16 protein-coding genes are annotated in these 18,181 nt (G+C 70.2%); 7 read left to right on the top strand and 9 right to left on the bottom strand.

Translation table 11 applies throughout. The features are described 5' to 3' along the window. The first annotated feature begins 22 nt into the window (after positions 1 to 22). Positions 23 to 313 (top strand): hypothetical protein, encoded by a 291-nt coding sequence (locus tag TBR22_RS15660; RefSeq protein ID WP_239488783.1) that lies wholly within the window; start codon positions 23 to 25, stop codon positions 311 to 313. Next, entirely contained in the window at positions 313 to 1,614 is a 1,302-nt protein-coding gene (locus TBR22_RS15655) for a glycerate kinase (protein ID WP_239488782.1), read from the top strand. Before TBR22_RS15660 ends, TBR22_RS15655 begins: the two co-directional genes overlap by 1 nt. A gap of 224 nt (positions 1,615 to 1,838) precedes the next feature. Here TBR22_RS15655 and TBR22_RS15650 read toward each other — a convergent pair whose 3' ends face one another. The 4 genes from TBR22_RS15650 to TBR22_RS15635 form a co-directional block, all read right to left on the bottom strand. Further along, positions 1,839 to 2,297, bottom strand: a complete 459-nt coding sequence (locus TBR22_RS15650) for a hypothetical protein (protein WP_239488781.1) — start codon at positions 2,295 to 2,297, stop codon at positions 1,839 to 1,841. A gap of 316 nt (positions 2,298 to 2,613) precedes the next feature. After that, positions 2,614 to 3,303, bottom strand: a complete 690-nt coding sequence (locus TBR22_RS15645; protein WP_239488780.1) for a hypothetical protein — start codon at positions 3,301 to 3,303, stop codon at positions 2,614 to 2,616. Continuing rightward, positions 3,300 to 4,004, bottom strand: coding sequence for a hypothetical protein (locus TBR22_RS15640; protein ID WP_239488779.1), 705 nt, complete (start codon positions 4,002 to 4,004; stop codon positions 3,300 to 3,302). The genes TBR22_RS15645 and TBR22_RS15640 overlap by 4 nt, the downstream gene beginning before the upstream one ends. 130 nt (positions 4,005 to 4,134) lie before the next feature. After that, positions 4,135 to 4,692 (bottom strand): RNA polymerase sigma factor, encoded by a 558-nt coding sequence (locus TBR22_RS15635; RefSeq protein WP_239488778.1) that lies wholly within the window; start codon positions 4,690 to 4,692, stop codon positions 4,135 to 4,137. Positions 4,693 to 4,744: 52 nt separating this feature from the next. Between TBR22_RS15635 and rnr the strand changes: the two genes are divergently transcribed. Together rnr and selB are read left to right on the top strand one after the other, a co-directional pair. Then, complete coding sequence (rnr, locus tag TBR22_RS15630; protein ID WP_239488777.1) at positions 4,745 to 7,009, top strand: ribonuclease R; 2,265 nt, start codon at positions 4,745 to 4,747, stop codon at positions 7,007 to 7,009. Beyond that, positions 7,009 to 8,898 (top strand): selenocysteine-specific translation elongation factor, encoded by a 1,890-nt coding sequence (gene selB, locus TBR22_RS15625; RefSeq protein WP_239488776.1) that lies wholly within the window; start codon positions 7,009 to 7,011, stop codon positions 8,896 to 8,898. Before rnr ends, selB begins: the two co-directional genes overlap by 1 nt. A 1-nt stretch (position 8,899) precedes the next feature. On the opposite strand, the gene tatA is transcribed toward selB, so the two are convergent. After that, the gene (gene tatA / locus TBR22_RS15620; protein WP_239488775.1) at positions 8,900 to 9,073 is read right to left on the bottom strand and encodes a twin-arginine translocase TatA/TatE family subunit; all 174 of its coding nucleotides are present in this window, start codon (positions 9,071 to 9,073) and stop codon (positions 8,900 to 8,902) included. Between the two features lie 30 nt (positions 9,074 to 9,103). Here tatA and TBR22_RS15615 point away from each other — a divergent pair, with 30 nt between their 5' ends. After that, positions 9,104 to 9,979, top strand: a complete 876-nt coding sequence (locus TBR22_RS15615; RefSeq protein WP_239488774.1) for a VWA domain-containing protein — start codon at positions 9,104 to 9,106, stop codon at positions 9,977 to 9,979. Between the two features lie 149 nt (positions 9,980 to 10,128). Next, positions 10,129 to 11,052 (top strand): energy transducer TonB, encoded by a 924-nt coding sequence (locus tag TBR22_RS15610; RefSeq protein ID WP_239488773.1) that lies wholly within the window; start codon positions 10,129 to 10,131, stop codon positions 11,050 to 11,052. A 234-nt stretch (positions 11,053 to 11,286) separates the two neighbouring features. Here the strand turns inward: TBR22_RS15610 and groL are convergent, their stop codons facing one another. From groL to TBR22_RS15590, 4 genes are all read right to left on the bottom strand, one after another. Further along, the gene (groL, locus tag TBR22_RS15605; protein WP_239488772.1) at positions 11,287 to 12,909 is read right to left on the bottom strand and encodes a chaperonin GroEL; all 1,623 of its coding nucleotides are present in this window, start codon (positions 12,907 to 12,909) and stop codon (positions 11,287 to 11,289) included. 18 nt (positions 12,910 to 12,927) lie between these two features. Further along, on the bottom strand, positions 12,928 to 13,215 hold the full coding sequence (gene groES, locus TBR22_RS15600; protein ID WP_239488771.1) for a co-chaperone GroES: 288 nt from the start codon (positions 13,213 to 13,215) through the stop codon (positions 12,928 to 12,930). A gap of 304 nt (positions 13,216 to 13,519) precedes the next feature. Continuing rightward, positions 13,520 to 13,726, bottom strand: a complete 207-nt coding sequence (locus TBR22_RS15595; protein WP_239488770.1) for a helix-turn-helix domain-containing protein — start codon at positions 13,724 to 13,726, stop codon at positions 13,520 to 13,522. A 15-nt stretch (positions 13,727 to 13,741) separates the two neighbouring features. After that, positions 13,742 to 14,650, bottom strand: a complete 909-nt coding sequence (locus TBR22_RS15590; protein WP_239488769.1) for a phosphoribosylaminoimidazolesuccinocarboxamide synthase — start codon at positions 14,648 to 14,650, stop codon at positions 13,742 to 13,744. A gap of 263 nt (positions 14,651 to 14,913) precedes the next feature. On the opposite strand from TBR22_RS15590, the gene TBR22_RS15585 reads away from it, so the two are divergent. Next, positions 14,914 to 18,060: a TonB-dependent receptor gene (locus TBR22_RS15585; RefSeq protein ID WP_239488768.1), complete on the top strand. Its 3,147-nt coding sequence runs from the start codon at positions 14,914 to 14,916 to the stop codon at positions 18,058 to 18,060. The last annotated feature ends 121 nt before the right edge of the window (positions 18,061 to 18,181 follow it).

Genomic DNA, 18,181 nt, shown 5'->3' with positions numbered 1-18,181 from the left:
CGGCCGGTGGATAGAGTGGGAAGTGTCACTCCGACACACCCCGACCGACGTGGAACAGATCCTTCGTGTGTCCAGGCTCGCGGAGTTCTATCGCGAGGAACTCCAGCGCTGCCATCATCAGCTGGAGCGTCAGCGTGACTGCTACTCGCAGGCCACGGTGCAGGGCGTCGAGGTCGCGCTCGACCGCGTGATGGACCAGCTCGAGGTGCTCTGCCGTCAGGGCCGCGCCGATCAGGTGGTGAGCGGCATCCTCGATTCCTTCAGCCACGTCGCCGCCGCACGGGCCTGGGTGGACGGCCGCTGCCTCCACTGATGCTGCCGTCGCGCGCGCGCGACGATCTGGCGGCGATCACCGCGGCCGCGCTCGCGTCCGTTTCCGCCTCCACGCTGCTGCGTCGCGCGCTCGCTGGCGCCGACGCGCCTGTCGCCGCTGGCCGTCCGTACACGCTCGTGGCCGCCGGCAAGGCGTCAGCCGCCATGCTCGAGCGCTGGTACGCGCTCGTGCCCGAACTCCCGATGCGAGCCATCGGCGTGGGCACCCACGACCGCCAGCGCGTCCCCGATGACGTGGAGTGGTACACCGGCGGGCACCCGACCCCCACCGCCGAGAGCGTCGCGGCGGCCGACGCCGTCCTGGCCGCGGTCCGTGCGGTGCCGGCCGAGGGGCGCCTCGTGGTGCTGCTGTCGGGCGGGGCATCGTCGCTCCTGTGTCGGCCCGTCGAGGGCGTCACGCTCGGCGAGAAACAGCAGGTCACCCGCGCGCTGATGCACGACGGCCGCGCCATCGACGAGCTCAACTGCGTGCGCAAGCACCTGTCGCGCATCAAGGGCGGACGCCTCGCGGCGGCCTGCGCGGGCGAGACGGTGACGCTGGCGATCTCGGACGTGGTCGCGCCGCTCGAGGACGATCCCAGCGTCATCGGGTCGGGGCCGACCGTGCCCGATCCGTCGACCTTCGCCGACGCCTGGCGCATCGTCGACGGGGTGGCGGCGCGCGACAGCGTGCCGGCCTCGGTGCGCGCCTGGCTGCAGCGTGGTGTCCGGGGCGAGGTGCCAGAATCGCCCAAGCCCGGCGACGAGTCGATGCGGCGCAGTCGCTACACGCTGATTGGCACGCGCCACATGGCGATGGCCGGTGCTGCCGAGGATGCGCGACGCCGCGGCTACGACGTCGTGGTGCTGGCGCCGCCGGTGCTCGGCGAGGCGCGCCACGCGGGGGCCTCGCACGTTGCCGCGGTGCTCGGGGCCGCGGATGGTCGAACGGCACCCGTGTGCGTGATCAGCAGCGGCGAGACGACGGTGACGGTGACGGGGAAGGGGCGCGGCGGCCGCAACCAGGAGTTCGTGGCGGGGGCGTTCGACGCGCTGTCACGGGCCCCCCGTCCGATGCTGCTCGCCAGTGTCGGCACCGACGGCATCGACGGCCCCACCGATGCGGCCGGCGCCTGGGCCGACCCGCACACGCAGTCGACGGCCGACGCGCTCGGCGTGCGTGTCGACCGGTACCTCGCCGACAACGATGCGTACGAGTTGCATCGTCGGCTCGGCACTCTCACACGCACGGGGCCGACCGACACCAACGTGGGAGATCTCCAGGTCGCGCTCGTGTACTGACGCGACCTCTGGTCGGCCTTCGGCATTGGGCCTTCGGCCTTCGTGCGCCGAGGTAGGGCGCGGTCTCCGACCGCGCCGTTGGTTCTCTGGTCTCGTGCCGTAGGTGCCGTAGGCGTCGACCTCGGTCGACGCTCCAAGGCTCAGTTCCCAAGGCCCAAGGCCCAATTCCCAAGGCCCAATTCCCAAGGCCCAAGGCCCAAGGCCCAAGGCCCAAGGCCGTCGGATTACGGTTCCGGCGTCGCCCGATACACCTCACCCAACAGGTTCGCGGCCTGCGCGGCCTTGTCGTCGGCCTGGGCTTCAGGGCGAGGCGTGGCCGGATCAGCGGTGGGCGCCGTGGGCATGCTCGGGGCGAGCGACAACGCCTCCTGCAGCAGGGCCCGCGCCTGGTCCACCTTGCCGCTCTCGGTGGGCGGCAGGTCGCGCTGGCTGTTGGCCTTGAAGGCGTCGAGCAACCGCATGGCTTCCTCGACGTGCGTGCGGGCGTTGCCGTAATTGCTGCGGGCGAGCGCGATGCGCGCGTCCTGCGTGCGCGCGCGGGCCTCGGACAGCCGCAGGCGCAACATCGCGCGGTTGGCCTGGTGCTGCGCCGGATACGCCTGGTAGTACCCGAACAGGAACCCGATGAGCGCGGCCACCACGGCCGTGCCCGCGAAGTACGCCGCCAGACGTCCCTTGGTCATGGGCGACAGGGTAATACGGCTCAAGGCTCGGAAGGACGGCTCAAGGCTCAGGGCTCAGGGCTCAAGGCTCAGAGAGCTTGCCCATGGCTCACGGCTCGCGGCTTCCGACTGACGGCATTGCAGGCGTAGGCGTCGACATTCATGTCGACGCGCCAGCGGCAGCCCGTTCGTAGCCGTCGCGCTCGCGCGACGGGCAGTCATCCTCCCGCGAGATGCAGTTGTCGATGAGGCGGGGGACCGCCGGCCATGGCCGGCGGCTACGGATGGTCGTCGGGCGACAGCGGGCGGTGCCCGGTGGCCGGTGCCCGCTGCCCGGTTACTTCAGAATCTCCGCCTTCACCTCGACGGTCACGGTGCGGTCGGTGGCGGCATCCGCAGAGCGGGCGACCACCGTGGGTGTGCCTGGGGTCAACAGCGCCGTCACGGTTTCCACGATGTTCACCTGAGAGGGGCGAGGTGCGCTCTGAAGGCGCTCGGCCTCGTTGGTCGCGGCGAACCCCTTCGGAAGCTCCGGCGCCATGATCGCCATGCTCGAGTAGTTGAATCGGAGTTCCAGCAACACGCGCTGCTCGGGTGTCACCGTCACGGTGGCGTCCACGTTCAGCGGAAGGTCGCGCGTGTTGCCCGTGTAGACGGGCACGGTCGTGATCGCCCGCACTCCTCCCGATCGGCCGTCGGCGACAACCATCGCCACGACCTTCTTGACCGGCGCCGACGTGCCGCTCTGCTCGGTGATCGTCACGTCCACCTTCACGTTGCGCGTCGGCAGCGGGCGCCTCTCCGCGGACGGGGGCGGCGCCGGAGGCGGAACCGGCATATCGAACTTCTCCCCTCCCTGCGGTGGCTGGGCCGGCTGCGGCGCGCGCGGCGGCGCGGGCTGTGCCGCCTGCGGTGTGTCGGGCACGTTCACGTACATCATGGCCGGGGGGGCCAAATGCGGAGCGTCCTGCGCGAGGACGGGCGTGCCGAGGGCGGTGATCAGCAGAACGAGTGACAGCGTCTTCATGGCTTCTCCTGTTCGTCCACCGGCGCGACGACGATCGGCGCCAGGGTGATGTCCGTAACGGTGATGTCTTCCAGCGCCGCGACCGGCGCGATCTCGATGGGGGCCGGCGCGATCGGCTCGAGCTCGATCGGCGGCAGCCCCGATGGCACCGGCACCCACGCCATCTGCGGCGCCGCCACGCTTCCGGCGCCCGCCGTCCTCCCGGTGCCCGGTGCCCGCCGCCCGGTGCCCGGTGATGCCCCGGTGCCCGCTGCCCGGTGCCCGGTGCCCGCCGTTGCCCCGGTGCCCGCTGCCCGAAGCCCGGAGCCCGGCGTGCTGCGCCCGACTCCCGACTCCCGACTCCCGACTCCCGGCCTCAGGCTGGCCCACTCCTCGAACGCGTCCATCCCCCAATAGGCCTGCGGCGGCAGCACGGGGCGATCGACCTCCTGCGGCGTGCCCCACGCCGGCGCGCTGGCCACCTCGACGCCCGGCATGGCGACCGACAGCCTGCCGACCTGCCACGTCGCACCCAGCGCCACGAGTACCGTGGCCGCGACCGGTAGCACCCACCGGGGCTTCAGGTAGCCCGCAGGCTGCAGCCCGTCGCCTGCCGCGGAACCCGTTCGCGCCAGCACGCGCGCCACGTGGTCGGCCGGCGGTTCCGGCCGGGCCAGCGCCTCGAGGGCGGCGTCGATGCGTTCGTCGTCGTGTGCGTTCATCGTGTCCTGTGCGCCGAGCTGTCCGTCGACCTGAAGGTCGACGGCTACGAACCGACGTGTCCTTCCGAAGGCCGACGGCCGACTTGTCCGCCGTAGCCTCGGCGGAGGCGGAATCACGAAGGCCGTCTTCCTACCGTCCCATTCGCTCGCGCAGCATGCGCCGCGCGTCGCTCACGCGCCACTTCAGCGTGCCCACCGGAATCCCCAGCAGCGCCGCGGCCTCCGCGTAAGGCACGTCCTGCGTCGCCACCAGCAGCAGCGCGTCGCGGTGGGCCCGGGGCAGCCCCTTCACCAGCCGCTTGAGGCGCCCGCGCGCCTCGTCGTCCAGCAGCGCCCGCTCGGCATCGGGTTGGTCGCCTTCCAGATCCAGCTCCGGACCTTCCTCCTCGTCCCGGGCCACGCCGATCCGCAGCATCCGCATCCAGCCGACCATCCCGCGACGACGATCGAGGGCCTTGCGCCAGGCGATGGCGACGACCCACGTCCGGAACGCCGCCTGCCCCCGGAAGTCCCCGAGCGCCTTCCACGCCGAGATCCACGCCTCCTGCGCCGCGTCGTCGGCCTCCTCGTGCGAGAGCAGCGCCGCGTGGGCCGCCCGGAACACGGCCCCGTGGTGCCGCTGCACGAGCGCGGCCCAGGCGTCCTGGCTTCCGCCCTGCGCGCGGGCCACGAGGTCCTCGTCGGTCACCGAGCCTGTAGACTGACCCCGTGAGGTCCCGGTTGGAAAAGTTGGCGAGGCCATGACACCAGACGAGTTGCTGCAGCGAATCCGCGAGCGCGTGACGCACCCCTCCACCGTCAAGGACCTGATGCGGGTGCTCAAGCTGCCCAAGTCCGAGGCCCCGGGCGTGCGGCGGGCCCTCAAGACGCTGGTCGATCGCGGCGCGCTGATTGAAACACGCGGACGCCACTTCGGCGTGCCCGAGTTGATGGACCTCGCCCCGGGGCGCATCACGGTCCACCCGAACGGCTTCGCCTTCGTGAAGCTCGACCGGCCGATCGACGAGGTCACCGGCGACATCTACGTGGCCGGCCACAACCTCCACGACGCCATGCACGGCGACCGCGTCCTGGTGCGGGTGGAGCACCACGGGCGCGACGGCCGTGCCGAGGGCCGCATCGTCCGCATCCTCGAGCGCGGCGCGTCGACCACGGTGGGCCGCTTCGACAAGGACGAGCACGGGCTGCTGTTCGTGACGCCCTTCGACAAGCGGCTGCTGATGGACGTGCAGATCCCGGCCGGCGACGAACTGGCCGCGCAGCCGGGGCAGATGGTGGTCGTCGAGATCCTGCGCTGGCCGATCCACGGCCGGCCGGCACTCGGGCGGGTCGTCGAGATCATCGGCTCGCTCGACACGCCGGGCGTCGACACGCAGATCATCATCCGCAAGCACGGCATCCCCGACCGCCACTCCGAGGAGAGCATCGCGGAGGCCAGCCGGCTCGGCGTCGAGATCGACCCGAAGGACATCGAGGGGCGCACCGACTTCCGGGGCGACGTCGTCGTCACGATCGACGGCGAGACGGCCCGCGACTTCGACGACGCGGTGTCGGTGGAGCGGCTGGCGAACGGCAACTACCTGCTCAAGGTGCACATCGCCGACGTCGCGCACTACGTTCACGAGGGCAGCGCGCTGGATCGCGAGGCCGCCGAGCGCGCGACCTCGGTGTACTTCCCGGAACGGGCCGTCCACATGTTCCCGGAGGAGCTGGCCACGGGGCTCTGCAGCCTGCGTCCGCACGTCGACCGTCTCGTGCAATCGGCGGTGATGGAGATCGACGCGCGCGGGCGGGTGGTCGACGCGACGCTGCACGACGGAGTGATCGTCAGCCGCGCGCGCATGACCTACAACGAGGTGCACGCGGTCCTCGAGGGCGACCAGGAGCAGCGCGAGAAGTACCGCGAGCTGGTGCCGCACTTCGAGCGGATGCGCGAGCTGTTCGCGATCCTCAACCAGCGACGCTACCGGCGCGGGTCGATCGACTTCGACCTGCCCGAGGCCAAGATCGTGCTCGACGAGGAAGGGCAGATCGAGAACATCCTGGTCGCCGAGCGCAACGTCGCCCACCGGATCATCGAGGAGTTCATGCTGGTGGCCAACGAGACGGTGGCTGCCTTCCTCGAGGCCCACGACGTGCCGACGCTGTACCGCATCCACGAGGCACCCGACCTGCTCAAGGTGGAGCAGTTCGAGGAGTTCGTCTCGACGCTCGGCTACTCGCTGGCCGCGCCGATGAACCACGTCAAGCCACGGCACTTCCAGAAGCTGGTCGAGCAGCTGCGCGGCAAGCCCGAGGAGCGGCCCATCGCGACGCTGATGCTGCGCACGATGCAGAAGGCGCGCTACGACACGTCCTGCCTCGGGCACTTCGGGCTGGCCGCCGACGCCTACGCGCACTTCACCTCGCCGATCCGGCGGTACCCCGATCTGATCGTCCACCGCACCCTGCGCGAGTACCGGCACGGCAAGCTCACCGACCAGCTCCACGAGGAGCGCGTCGAGGAACTGCCCGAGCTGGCCCGGCACACCTCGGAGATGGAGCGCCGCGCCGACGAGGCCGAGAACGAGCTCGTCGCCTGGAAGAAGGTGCGCTTCATGGCCGACAAGGTCGGCGAGGAGTACGACGGGTTCATCACCGGCGTCGCCCCGTTCGGCATGTTCGTCCAGCTGGTGGAGCACTACGTCGAGGGCCTGGTGCACATCTCGACGCTCGCCGACGACTACTATCGCTACCTCGAGCGCGTGCACCAGCTGCGCGGCGAGCACACCCACCGCGTGTTCCGGCTCGGCGATCCGGTCCGCGTGCAGGTGCTGCGGGTGGACCAGGAGCGTCGCCAGGTCGATCTCGGCGTCGTCGAGGTGCTCGACAGGGTGCGCGCCTCCGAGCGCCATCGCGGCGCGCGGACCAGCCGGGCCACGCCCAAGAGCGGGGCGCGCGTCGCCAAGGGCCGCCCCGGCAAGCGCGAGCGCGCGATCAAGAAGGCCGCCCGCGGCCGCAAGTGATGCACCTCACGATCGCCACCGCGGGACACATCGACCACGGCAAGAGCGCGCTCGTCGAGGCGCTCACGGGCACGCACCCGGATCGGCTGCCGGAGGAGAAGGCGCGCGGCATCAGCATCGAGCTCGGCTTCGCCCACGCTACGGTCGACGACGTGGTGCTGTCGTTTGTCGACGTGCCCGGACACGAGCGGTTCGTGCGGACGATGCTCGGCGGCATCGGCGGCATCGACGCCGTGTTGCTGGTGGTGGCCGCCGACGAGTCCGTGATGCCCCAGACGCGCGAGCACCTCGCCATCTGCGGGCTGCTCGACGTGCCCGGTGGCGTCATCGCGCTGACCAAGTGCGACGTCGCCGACGACACGATGCAGGCGGTTGCCGAAGACGACGTGCGGGAACTCGTCGAGGGCACGGCGCTGTCGCGCGCGCCGATCGTCCGCGTGTCGGCCCGCACCGGGCAGGGCATCGCCGCGTTGCGCACGGCGCTGCTGGCGGCCGCCGCCTCGCGGAGGACGCGCGAGCGGGACGTGCCGCCGCGCCTGCCGGTGGATCGCGTCTTCAGCGTGAAGGGCTTCGGCACGGTGGTCACGGGCACGCTCTGGACGGGCTCGATGGCGATCGACGCGTCGCTGCGCGCGTGGCCGTCGGGGCGATCGCTGCGCGTACGCGGACTGCAGGTGCACGGCGCCGCGGCGCCGCTGGCCGAGGCGGGGCAGCGCGTCGCGGTCAACCTGGCCGGCGTGTCGGTCGACGAGGTCTCCCGTGGCGACGTGCTCGTCGGCGAGGGCGTGGTCGTGCCGACGCGGCGCCTGTCGGTCGACCTGCGGGTGCTCCCCGACGTCCCACCCCTGCGGCACGGCACGCGAGTCCATGTGCACCTCAGCACGGCCGCGGTGCTGGCGCGCGTGCTGTTGCCGGCGCCGGCCGACGGCCAGGCCGGGCGCGTCATCGCACCGGGCGCGTCCGCGGCAGCGATGCTCCGGCTGGAGGGGACGCTCGCGGCGCGGCGAGGCGACCGGCTCGTGCTGCGCTCGTATTCGCCCGTCTCGACGATCGCCGGGGCGGTGGTCGTCGACCCGGCACCGCCGCTTCGTGCTCGGCTGGTGGGGACCTCGCCGGCGACCGACGACCTCGACCTGTCGGCCATGGTGGCGGCGCGCGTCGCGGAGGCTGGCGCATCGGGATGCGTGGCGGCAGACCTGCCGGCCCGCTGCGCGGCGACCGTTGCGGCGACCGCGAAGGCGCTGTCGGAGCTCGAGGGCGCCGGTCGGGTGGTGCGCGCCGGTGACCGGTGGGTGTCCACGGGCGTGGTCCGCGAGGTGCGCGATGCCGTGCTGGCGCGCCTCGACGCCGACGCGGCGGCCGACCCGATGGCCGGCGGTGTCCCGCGCGCGGCGCTGCGTCAGGCGTTCGGACGGCGGACCCGGCCAGAGGTGGTGGACCTGGTGCTCGACGCGCTGGCGCGCGAGGGCCTGGTGACCGGCGACGAGCGCGTGCGGCGCACCAGCGGTGGCGCGGCGCGCGAGGCGGTGGACGTGCGGGTGCTCGCTCGCCTCGACGGCGCGGGCACCGTCGGCGCGTCGCTGGCCGAACTGGAGACGGCCGAGGGGCTCGACCGGAAGGTGCTGGCGGCGGTGCTGGCGCGGCTGGTCAAGGCGCGCGACGTGGAACGGGTGGCCGACCAGTACATCGCGTCGAGGCACCTGGCGGCGCTGGTGGCAGACCTGCGGGCCCTGCGCGACGCCGGGGCGGCGCCGTCAGTGGTGGAGGTGGGCTGGTTCAAGGACCGCTACGGCCTGACGCGCCGCACGGCGATCCCCCTGCTGGAGTGGCTCGATCGCACGCGCGTGACCCGGCGGACGGGCGAGGCGCGCGTGCTGATCGCCGGCTAGGCTACTCGTCCTTGCCCGACGCGCCTTCCTTGGTGGCTTCCTTGAAGTTGCGGATGCCCTTGCCGATGCCGCGACCGATCTCCGGCAGGCGCGTGGCCCCGAAGATCAGCACGATGATGAAGAGGATGATGATCAGTTCGGGGATGCCGATAGGTCCGAGGCCCAGCGCGATCATGACGATCTCCTTGAAGAACAGCGAATCTCCGTGATTCTACCATTCGCCCAACGCGCATTCCGTCCGATCGCGCTGATCTCCCTGCTGGCCAGCGTTACAGTTCTGACAGGTTCGGCCCGCCAGTTCTCCGCGCGCACCGACCTGGTGGAGGTCTACGCCACCGTCACCGACGAGGAGGGACGTTTCGTCACGGACCTGCGCCGCGAGGAGTTCACGGTCCTCGAGGACGGTGTGCCCCAGGCCATCTCGACGTTTGCCGACGGCGACCAGCCCGTGTCGATCGCGCTGGCGATCGATCGCAGCGCGAGCATGGACGGCGGGCGGCTCGAGGCTGCACAGCGGGCCGGGCGGGAGATGCTGCTGGAACTGGGTGCGCAGGACAAGGCCATGCTGGTGGCGATCGGCTCGGAGGTCGAAGTGTCCGTGCCGCTCACCGACGACCGGCGCGCGGTGGACGCGGCGCTGCAGGCCCTCGACCCGTGGGGCTCCACGGCGCTGCACGACGCCATCGTCACGGCCTTCGACGCCATCGAGCGTGCGCCCGGGCGGCGCGCGCTCGTGCTGGTGTCCGACGGCCGCGAGCGGCACAGCCGGCGGTCGGCCGACGACGTCCTGGCGCGCGTCAGGGCGAGCGATGTGCTGGCCTATCCCGTGGTGCTCGAGCGCGAGAAGACGACCCTGTTCGCGCAGGTGGCGGCGATGACGGGCGGTCAGGCCCTGCGCGTCGCGCGACCGCGCGAACTGCCGGCGGTGCTGCGTCGGATCGCCACCGAGTTGCGCCATCAGTACCTGCTCGGCTACCAGCCGGCGAGGCCGCAGGTGGCCGGCGAGTATCGGGCCATCGAGGTACGGGTCGGTCGTCGCGACCACCGTGTCCGCGCCCGGGCGGGCTACATTGCCCGCTGAGGCGGCCGAAGCCGCAGTTTCAAGCGTCTAAGTCTGGAGGTGCGCCGACGCGGACACAGGAGCGACGACCCTCGCAACTCCTGCGCACGAGTTGCGGCCATCGCAAGAGTGCTGACAGAATGAACGCGTTCTCTCGCAATCGCCCGGATATGTCTGACGCGTCCGCCGTCCCACCCCCCGACCACGAGCATCACGGGTCGCTCATGCTGCCGACCGGCGGCCATCCGACGATCGACCTCGAGTTCGGTCAGGGACGGCAGCGGATCAGCGGCGCGGCGGTGGCGTCGGCCATTGCACACGTCGGCTTCGCCCTCCTGCTGTTCCTCGGCATCCGTGCGGTGCCGGCCGGCCAGGCCGTCGTCGAGCAGAAGCCGGACGACAGCGAGATCAAGCTCGTGTTCCTTGCCGAACCGGGCCCGGGTGGCGGCGGTGGCGGTGGTGGCAACCGGAGCCCCGAACCGCCGCGGCGGATGGAGTTGCCGGGCCGCGACAAGATGTCGGTCCCGGTGGCCCCGAAGGTGAACATCGAACCGCCGAAGGTCGACCCGCCGAAGGACCCCGATCCGCCGCCTCCCGTGCCGCAGATGAACATCCCGGTGCAGAGCCTGGCCTCGGGGCAGAACGCCATCGCCGGTGTCATCGACCGCACGGCGGTCCCCGGTGGCACGTCCCAGGGATCGGGCACGGGCGGTGGTGCCGGGACGGGGACCGGCACGGGCGTCGGGTCAGGGCAGGGCAGCGGGCTCGGTCCCGGCTACGGCGGGGGCACTGGAGGCGGCGCGTATCGCCCCGGCTCCGGCGTCACCTCGCCGACGCTCATCTCGCAGGTGAAGCCGCAGTACACCACCGAGGCGATGCGCGCCAAGATTCAGGGCCGCGTGCTGCTCGAGGTGGTGGTGATGCCCGACGGCCGCGCCGGCGACATCCGCGTCATCCGCTCGCTCGATCGCACCTTCGGTCTCGACGAGGAAGCCATCAAGGCGATGCGCCTGTGGCGCTTCCGCCCCGGCACCCGCCAGGGCGTCGCCGTCCCGGTGCTGGTGACCGTGGAGATGGATTTCAACCTGCGCTAGGGCGGGAGTCGGGAATCGGGAATCGGGAGTCGGGAATCGGGAGTCGGGAGTCGGGAGTTGTCGACCCTCGCCGCAGAACGAACAAGGGCCCGCCGGATCGCTCCGACGGGCCCGTTTCGCACCACACGAAAAGCTGGGCGCCTTCGAGAGGCGCCCTGGTTCGGGCCGGTTCCTGAGACCCGGCCCGACCTGCCTGACCCGGTGCCCGGTCGCCCGGAGCCCGGAGCCCGGCGCTTAGTACATCCCGCCGCCGCCCTGGGGCATCGGCTCGGGCTTCTTCTCCTCGGGGATGTCGCACACCATCGCTTCGGTGGTGAGCAGCAGCCCGGCGATCGAGGCGGCGTTCTGGAGCGCCGTGCGGACCACCTTGACCGGGTCGATGACGCCGGCCGCGATCAGGTCCTCGAACTTCTCGGCGCCGGCGTTGTAGCCGAACTCCACCGTGTCGTTCTCCTTGACGCGCTGCACGATGATCGTGCCTTCCTGGCCCGCGTTGGTCGCGATCCAGCGCATCGGCTCCTCGATGGCGCGCTTGATGATGCTGACGCCGACCTGCTGGTCGTGCGTGTCGAGCTTGAGGCCCTCGAGGGCCTTGCCGGCGCGAATCAGGGCCACGCCGCCGCCGGGCACGATGCCCTCCTCGACAGCCGCCTTGGTCGCGTGCATCGCGTCCTCGACGCGCGCCTTCTTCTCCTTCATCTCGGTCTCGGTGGCCGCACCGACCTTGATGACGGCGACGCCGCCCACGAGCTTCGCCAGGCGCTCCTGGAGCTTCTCGCGGTCGTAGTCGGAGGTGGTGTCCTCGACCTGCGTGCGGATCTGCTTGACGCGGCCCTCGATGGCGGCGGCAGCGCCGGCGCCCTCGACGATCGTCGTGTTGTCCTTGTCGATCGTGACCTTCTTGGCGCGGCCCAGATCCTCGAGCTTGACGTTCTCGAGCTTGATGCCGAGGTCCTCGGTCAGCGCGCGGCCGCCCGTCAGGATCGCGATGTCCTCGAGCATGGCCTTGCGGCGGTCACCGAAGCCCGGGGCCTTGACGGCCGCGGCCTGCAGCGTGCCACGCAGCTTGTTGACCACGAGGGTGGCCAGCGCCTCGCCCTCGATGTCCTCGGCGATGATCAGCAGCGGACGGCCGCCACGGGCCACCTGCTCGAGCACCGGGAGGAGGTCCTTCATCGACGAGATCTTCTTCTCGTGGATCAGGATGACCGGGTTCTCGAGGACCACTTCCATGCGGTCCGGGTCGGTCACGAAGTAGGGCGAGAGGTAGCCGCGGTCGAACTGCATGCCCTCGACGACCTCGAGCGAGGTCTCCATGGACTTGGCTTCCTCGACCGTGATCACGCCGTCCTTGCCGACCTTCTCCATCGCTTCCGCGATGATCGTGCCGATCGTGCTGTCGCTGTTGGCCGAGATGGTGCCGACCTGGGCGATGGCGTTGCCGCTCACCGGCTTGGCGAACGACTTGAGCTGCTCGATCACGACCTCGACGGCCTTGTCGATGCCGCGCTTGACCTCCATCGGGTTGGCGCCGGCCACGACGTTCTTGGCGCCCTCGCGGTAGATGGCCTGCGCGAGCACGGTCGCGGTGGTGGTGCCGTCGCCGGCGATGTCGCTGGTCTTGCTCGCGACCTCACGCACCATCTGCGCGCCCATGTTCTCGAGCGGATCCTTGAGCTCGATCTCCTTGGCGACGGTGACGCCGTCCTTGGTGATCGTCGGCGAACCGAACTTCTTGTCGAGGACGACGTTGCGTCCCTTGGGACCGAGGGTCACCTTGACCGCGTCGGCGAGGTGGTTGACGCCGCGAAGGATTGCCTGACGCGAGTCCGCACCGTAGACGATTTGCTTGGCCATGTTTGTGTGATCCTCCCCTTACGCCATCACCGCGAGGACTTCGTCCTCACGCATGATCAGGTATTCCTTGCCGTCGACCTTGATCTCCTGGCCCGAGTACTTGCCGAAGAGAATCGTGTCGCCCTGCTTCACGTCGAGGGGCGACACCTTGCCGTCGTCCTTGACCTTGCCCTTGCCCACGGCGACCACCTTCCCTTGCTGCGGCTTCTCCTTGGCCGAGTCGGGGATGATGATGCCGTTGACCTGCTGCTCGCCTTCCTCGATGCGTTCGACGATCAGGCGATCGTGTAGCGGTCGGAGGTTCATGGTGTGCACTCCACTCCTGAAGAGATGTGACGGCGGGCCCGCAGGCCCCCCTGAAGACTGTCGACTGGTCCACTGCGACTTAGCAGTCGTGGTGGACGACTGCCAAGTATAGCTCGCCGGTGTTGGCAGTCAAGAGGGGGGAGTGCTAATTCGGCATTCGGCCCTGGGCCTTCGGCACTCACAAGGCCGCGATGCCGGGAATGCCGGGAATGCCGGGAATGCAGGGACGGTCGGTGGGTAGGCCCGCTGTCCGCCCCTCGACTCCGCTCGGGGTGGCCTGAGCCGTGAGCCCTGAGCCTCGAGCCTATTTCAGCTTGTACTCAGCGACCTTGCGGGCGAGGGTGTTGCGGTGCAGGCCGGTGAGGGCGGCGCAGCGGGTGAGGCTGCCGTCGGTGGCCTTGAGCGCGTGCTCGAGGAAGCGGCGCTCGAACTCGCGGGCGGCGTCGGCGTAGTGGATGCCCTTGTCGACCATTTCGGCGACGAGGCGATCGATCTCCCGGTGCATCACCATGCCGGCTCCAGAGCCTCAGGCCAGGTCGGCGCCGGTGAGCCGGCGGAAGGCGTCGAGGTACTTCTCCCGGGTGCGTTCCACCACGTCCGTCGGCAGGGACGGCACCGGGGGCTGCTTGTTCCAGGCGATGCGCTCGAGGTACTCGCGCACGAACTGCTTGTCGAAACTGGGCTGCGGCCCCCCCGGGGCGTACTGGTCGGCCGGCCAGAAGCGCGACGAGTCCGGCGTCAGCACCTCGTCGATGAGGATCACGCGGTCCTGGCCGCCCTCCTCGACGAGTCCGAACTCGAACTTGGTGTCGGCCACGAGGATGCCGCGCGAGGCGGCGTGCGCGGCTCCCGCCGTGTAGAGGGCGAGGGTCAGCGCCTTCACCCGGCCGAACACCTCGTCGCCGAGGATGGCCGCGGCCTGCGCCTCCGAGATGTTCTCGTCGTGGCCGGACTCGGCCTTGGTCGCCGGCGTGAAGATGGGGGTCGGCAGACGGTCGCACTGCCGGAGGCCAGCCGGGAGCGGGTGTCCGCAGATCGCGCCGGTGGCCTGGTAGTCCTTCCACCCCGACCCCTCGAGGTAGCCGCGGGCCACGCACTCGACCGGCAGGGGCCTGGTGCGCCGCACCAGCATCGACCGACCGGCCAGGACGGCGGCGGCGCGCCGCGCGCCTGCCGGAAAATCGGCAACGTCGGTCGATACCACGTGGTGGGGCGTGACGTGCGCCAGGTGGCGGAACCAGAAGGCCGACAACTGCGTGAGGATGCGTCCCTTGTCCGGGATGCCCGACCCCAGCACGTGATCGAAGGCCGAGATGCGGTCGGTCGCGACGATCAACAGGTGATCGGCGTCGGCCTCGAAGACGTCGCGCACCTTGCCGCGGCGCAGCAGCGGCAGGTCGACATCGGTGGTCTCGAGCAGGGGAGTGTGCGACACGCGAGCAGGGGGAAAGCGCCGGGGAGCGGCAGAGGCGGACCTAGGATAGCGCGATTCCGGGGCAGCGATCGGCGGTCCCGCCGCCCCCGCGTGCGCCCGCCGGGCGTCGGTCCCCCCAATCATCACGAAATCATCAGATCCCGGGCATCGCCAGTGGAGTCATAAATGAGATGTCGGGGTGGATGCCGACATCTCTGTGCCGCCTCCCGGCGGCGTGCATTTGCGGGGCGGCGCCCCGCTTTTCAGGAGGCTCGATGTCGAGAATGCGTGCTGGACGCCTGGCACTGGTGTGCCTGGCGATGCTCGCGTGTGCCTTGCCCGCATGGGCGCAATTGACACGCGGAATCATTTCGGGGACGGCCACCGACAGCAGCGGCGGGGTGCTCCCCGGTGTGGTGGTGACGGTCACCAACCAGGCGACGGGGGCGGTCCGTACGGCGGTCACGTCCGATTCGGGTGTCTACCGGGCGCCGGCGCTCGAGCCTGGCGTCTACCAGGTCCGGGCGGAACTCCAGGGCTTCAAGACCTACCAGGTCGACGGCATCCAGGTCGCTTCCGGCCAGGAGGTCACCCTCAACCCGTCGCTCGCCGTCGGCGGGCTCCAGGAGGCCGTCCAGGTCACCTCGGACACGGCCGGTGTGACCCTCAACCGGACCAACGCGACCGTCGGCATGACCATGACGTCGCGGCAGGTGGTCGAGTTGCCGATCTCGCCGACCCGCGACATCACGCGAGTCGCGCTCCTGTCGCCCAATGTCGTGTCGGGCCCCGGCGCCGAGGGGATCTCGGCCAACGGGCAGCGCACCCGCAACAACAACTTCATGATCGACGGGTCGGACAACAACGACGCGAGCGTGACGATCGCCACCACGCCGGTCCCGCCCGAGGCGGTGCAGGAGATCGCGGTCCAGACCAACCCCTACAACGTCGAGTACGGACGGAGCTCGGGGGCGCAGTTCAACGCGATCACCCGCTCGGGCACCAACGCCTTCCGCGGCGACGTGTTCGACTACTACGCCAACAGCAAGTACAACGCGCGCAGCAACGTCGAGAAGCGCACCGGGTTCGAGGACCCCGCGGGCTTCACCCGCCACCAGGTGGGCGGCGGCATCGGCGGCCCCATCGCGCGCAACAAGTTGTTCTTCTTCGGCCTGTTCCAGGCCGACATCCGGCGCGAGGACGGCGGTCCGGGCACCACGGCCAACATCCCGACGCCGGCCGGCTACGCCACGCTGCAGGGCGTGCCGCTGCGCGCCGGCCAGAGCGCCGCGAGCCGCGCGGCCGCGCTCAACGGCATGAGCTTCCTGCAGGAGGTCTATGCGGGGAACCCGGTCTTCACCAACGTCCGCACGACGTCGGTCAATGGCGTGCCGGTGGAGATCGGTCAGGTGAACCTGCCCATCCAGCAGAATCGCGACGCGTACAACACCATCGGTCGCGTGGACTGGACGATGACGCAGAACGACACGCTGACGGGGCGCTTCATCTCTGACCGTCCGACGACGCAGAACTCGACGAGCAACCTGCAGTTCGGCAGCCGCTTCGCCGCCGAGTCGGTCACCAAGGACAGCAACCTGGCGCTGAGCCACACGCGGGTGATCAACCCGACGACGCTGAACGAGGCGCGGTTCTCCTACATCCGCCGCGACCTGTCGTTCCCCGAGGCCGACCCGGTCACGCCGACCACGACGATCACCGGCTTCTTCACGATCGGCGGGCTGGCCAACTTCCCGCAGGGCCGCATCCAGAACTCGTTCCAGTTCCAGGACGTGTTCTCGGCCCAGCGCGGCCGGCACTCGCTGAAGTTCGGCGCCGACATCCGCTACCTGCAGCTGGACAACCAGGCGGCCTTCGACTCCAAGGGCACCTACTCGTTCAACAACCTGCAGGACTACGTGAACAACTTCGCGTTCTTCTTCCAGCAGGCGCAGCAGACGGCGAGCTTCGACGCCCGCCAGACGCAGTTGTTCTTCTTCGCGCAGGACGACTTCAGGATCACCCCGAACCTCACGCTCAATCTCGGCCTGCGCTACGAGAACAGCTCGGTGCCGCTCGGCTTCTTCGGCGCCGAGGACCAGGAGTCGCTCAACGCGCTGGTGCCGGGGCCGGTGCAGCGCGACAACAACAACTGGGCGCCCCGCGTCGGGTTCGCCTGGTCGCCGACGCCGCAGGGCGGCTTCCTGAAGTCGCTGGTCGGGGGTGAGGGCCAGAGCGTCGTGCGCGGCGGCTACGGCATCGGCTACGACGTGCTGTTCTACAACATCCTGACGGTCAACGCGTCCAACTACCCGCGCGTCGTGGTGCCGCGCGTCGACCAGGTGTTCGACGCCTACCCGAACCTGCTGCCGGTGGGCGGCAGCGCGGTGTTCAACCCGCTGGCCACCTACGTGAACACGCCGGTGGATGCGCAGTACCCGCGCAGCAACTACTGGTCGCTGTCGTTCGCGCGCGAGTTCAACGGATCCACGAGCCTGGAGTTCGGCTACAACGGCAGCCTGAGCCGCAACGGCATCAACCAGCTGCAGGCCAACCCCGGCGTGCTCACCGATGCCCAGGCGGCGCTCGTGCGGCAGACGCTCAACGCGGCTGCCATCCCGAGCACGCAGGCGCGCCGCGTGTTCCCGCAGTACGGCCCCCGCGTGCTCATCGCGACGACGGCGGAGGGCAACTACCACTCGGCCTACGTGAGCTTCAACCGTCGGCTGACCCGTGGCCTGCAGTTCCGCGCCAACTACACGTTCAGCCGGAACATGAGCAACAACGACGAGTCGCTCGGCGTCGCCGCGATCACCGCCGGTTCGCCGCAGATCCCGCAGGACTTCAACGACATCGATGCCGAATGGAGCCTGTCGGCCTTCGACCGCACGCACCGCATCGTGGCCACCTGGCTCTACGAGACGCCGGCCGTCGGCAACGCGTTCGTCCGCCAGTTGACCGGTGGCTGGCAGTTGGCCGGCGCCTACGTCGGGCAGTCCGGCCAGCCGTTCACGATCCTCACGGGCGTGGATACCAACGGCAACGGCGCGGGCGGCGACCGTCCCAACTTCGATCCGTCGGGCACGCTGACGCCCGACCCGGACACGGGCAACCTCCGCACCTTCACGACGTCGGGCATGTTCCTGGTGCCCAACGGCACCAATGGCCTGCCGCTGGCCAACAGCCTCGGCAACGGCAACCTCGGTCGCAACACCCTGCGTGCGCCGGCCTGGTTCAACTGGGACGTGAGCGTCGGCCGTCGGTTCCGGCTGTGGTCGTCGCACAGCGTCTTCGTGCGCCTCGACCTCTACAACGCGTTCAACCAGGACAACTACGGCGTCCCGGTCAACAGCATGAGCAACCCGGCGTTCGGCACCAACACGAACAACTGGGGCAACCGCTCGGCCCTCATGAGCGCGCGCTACAGCTTCTGAGGTGACTCGGGCAATTTGAAATTGGACATGTGAAATTCAAGGGGGCGCGCGGCTCTCGCCGCGTCGCCCCCCGGGATGCCCCAAGCGTGCGCAGGCCGAAGGCCGCGCCGCCTGCCATTTC

This window comes from Luteitalea sp. TBR-22 (genome assembly GCF_016865485.1).
Lineage (GTDB): Bacteria > Acidobacteriota > Vicinamibacteria > Vicinamibacterales > Vicinamibacteraceae > Luteitalea.
Note: the sequence above shows the minus strand (reverse complement) of the source record. Positions and strands in the feature narration are given on the sequence as shown.

Coding starts and splice junctions, on each gene's coding strand:
- groES (WP_239488771.1), bottom strand. CDS start 13,215: ATGAACCTCCGACCGCTACACGATCGCCTGATCGTCGAACGCATCGAG.
- TBR22_RS15595 (WP_239488770.1), bottom strand. CDS start 13,726: ATGGTGATGCACCGGGAGATCGATCGCCTCGTCGCCGAAATGGTCGAC.
- TBR22_RS15585 (WP_239488768.1), top strand. CDS start 14,914: ATGCGTGCTGGACGCCTGGCACTGGTGTGCCTGGCGATGCTCGCGTGT.
- rnr (WP_239488777.1), top strand. CDS start 4,745: ATGACACCAGACGAGTTGCTGCAGCGAATCCGCGAGCGCGTGACGCAC.
- selB (WP_239488776.1), top strand. CDS start 7,009: ATGCACCTCACGATCGCCACCGCGGGACACATCGACCACGGCAAGAGC.
- TBR22_RS15655 (WP_239488782.1), top strand. CDS start 313: ATGCTGCCGTCGCGCGCGCGCGACGATCTGGCGGCGATCACCGCGGCC.
- groL (WP_239488772.1), bottom strand. CDS start 12,909: ATGGCCAAGCAAATCGTCTACGGTGCGGACTCGCGTCAGGCAATCCTT.
- TBR22_RS15610 (WP_239488773.1), top strand. CDS start 10,129: ATGTCTGACGCGTCCGCCGTCCCACCCCCCGACCACGAGCATCACGGG.
- TBR22_RS15645 (WP_239488780.1), bottom strand. CDS start 3,303: ATGAAGACGCTGTCACTCGTTCTGCTGATCACCGCCCTCGGCACGCCC.
- TBR22_RS15650 (WP_239488781.1), bottom strand. CDS start 2,297: ATGACCAAGGGACGTCTGGCGGCGTACTTCGCGGGCACGGCCGTGGTG.
- TBR22_RS15640 (WP_239488779.1), bottom strand. CDS start 4,004: ATGAACGCACACGACGACGAACGCATCGACGCCGCCCTCGAGGCGCTG.
- tatA (WP_239488775.1), bottom strand. CDS start 9,073: ATGATCGCGCTGGGCCTCGGACCTATCGGCATCCCCGAACTGATCATC.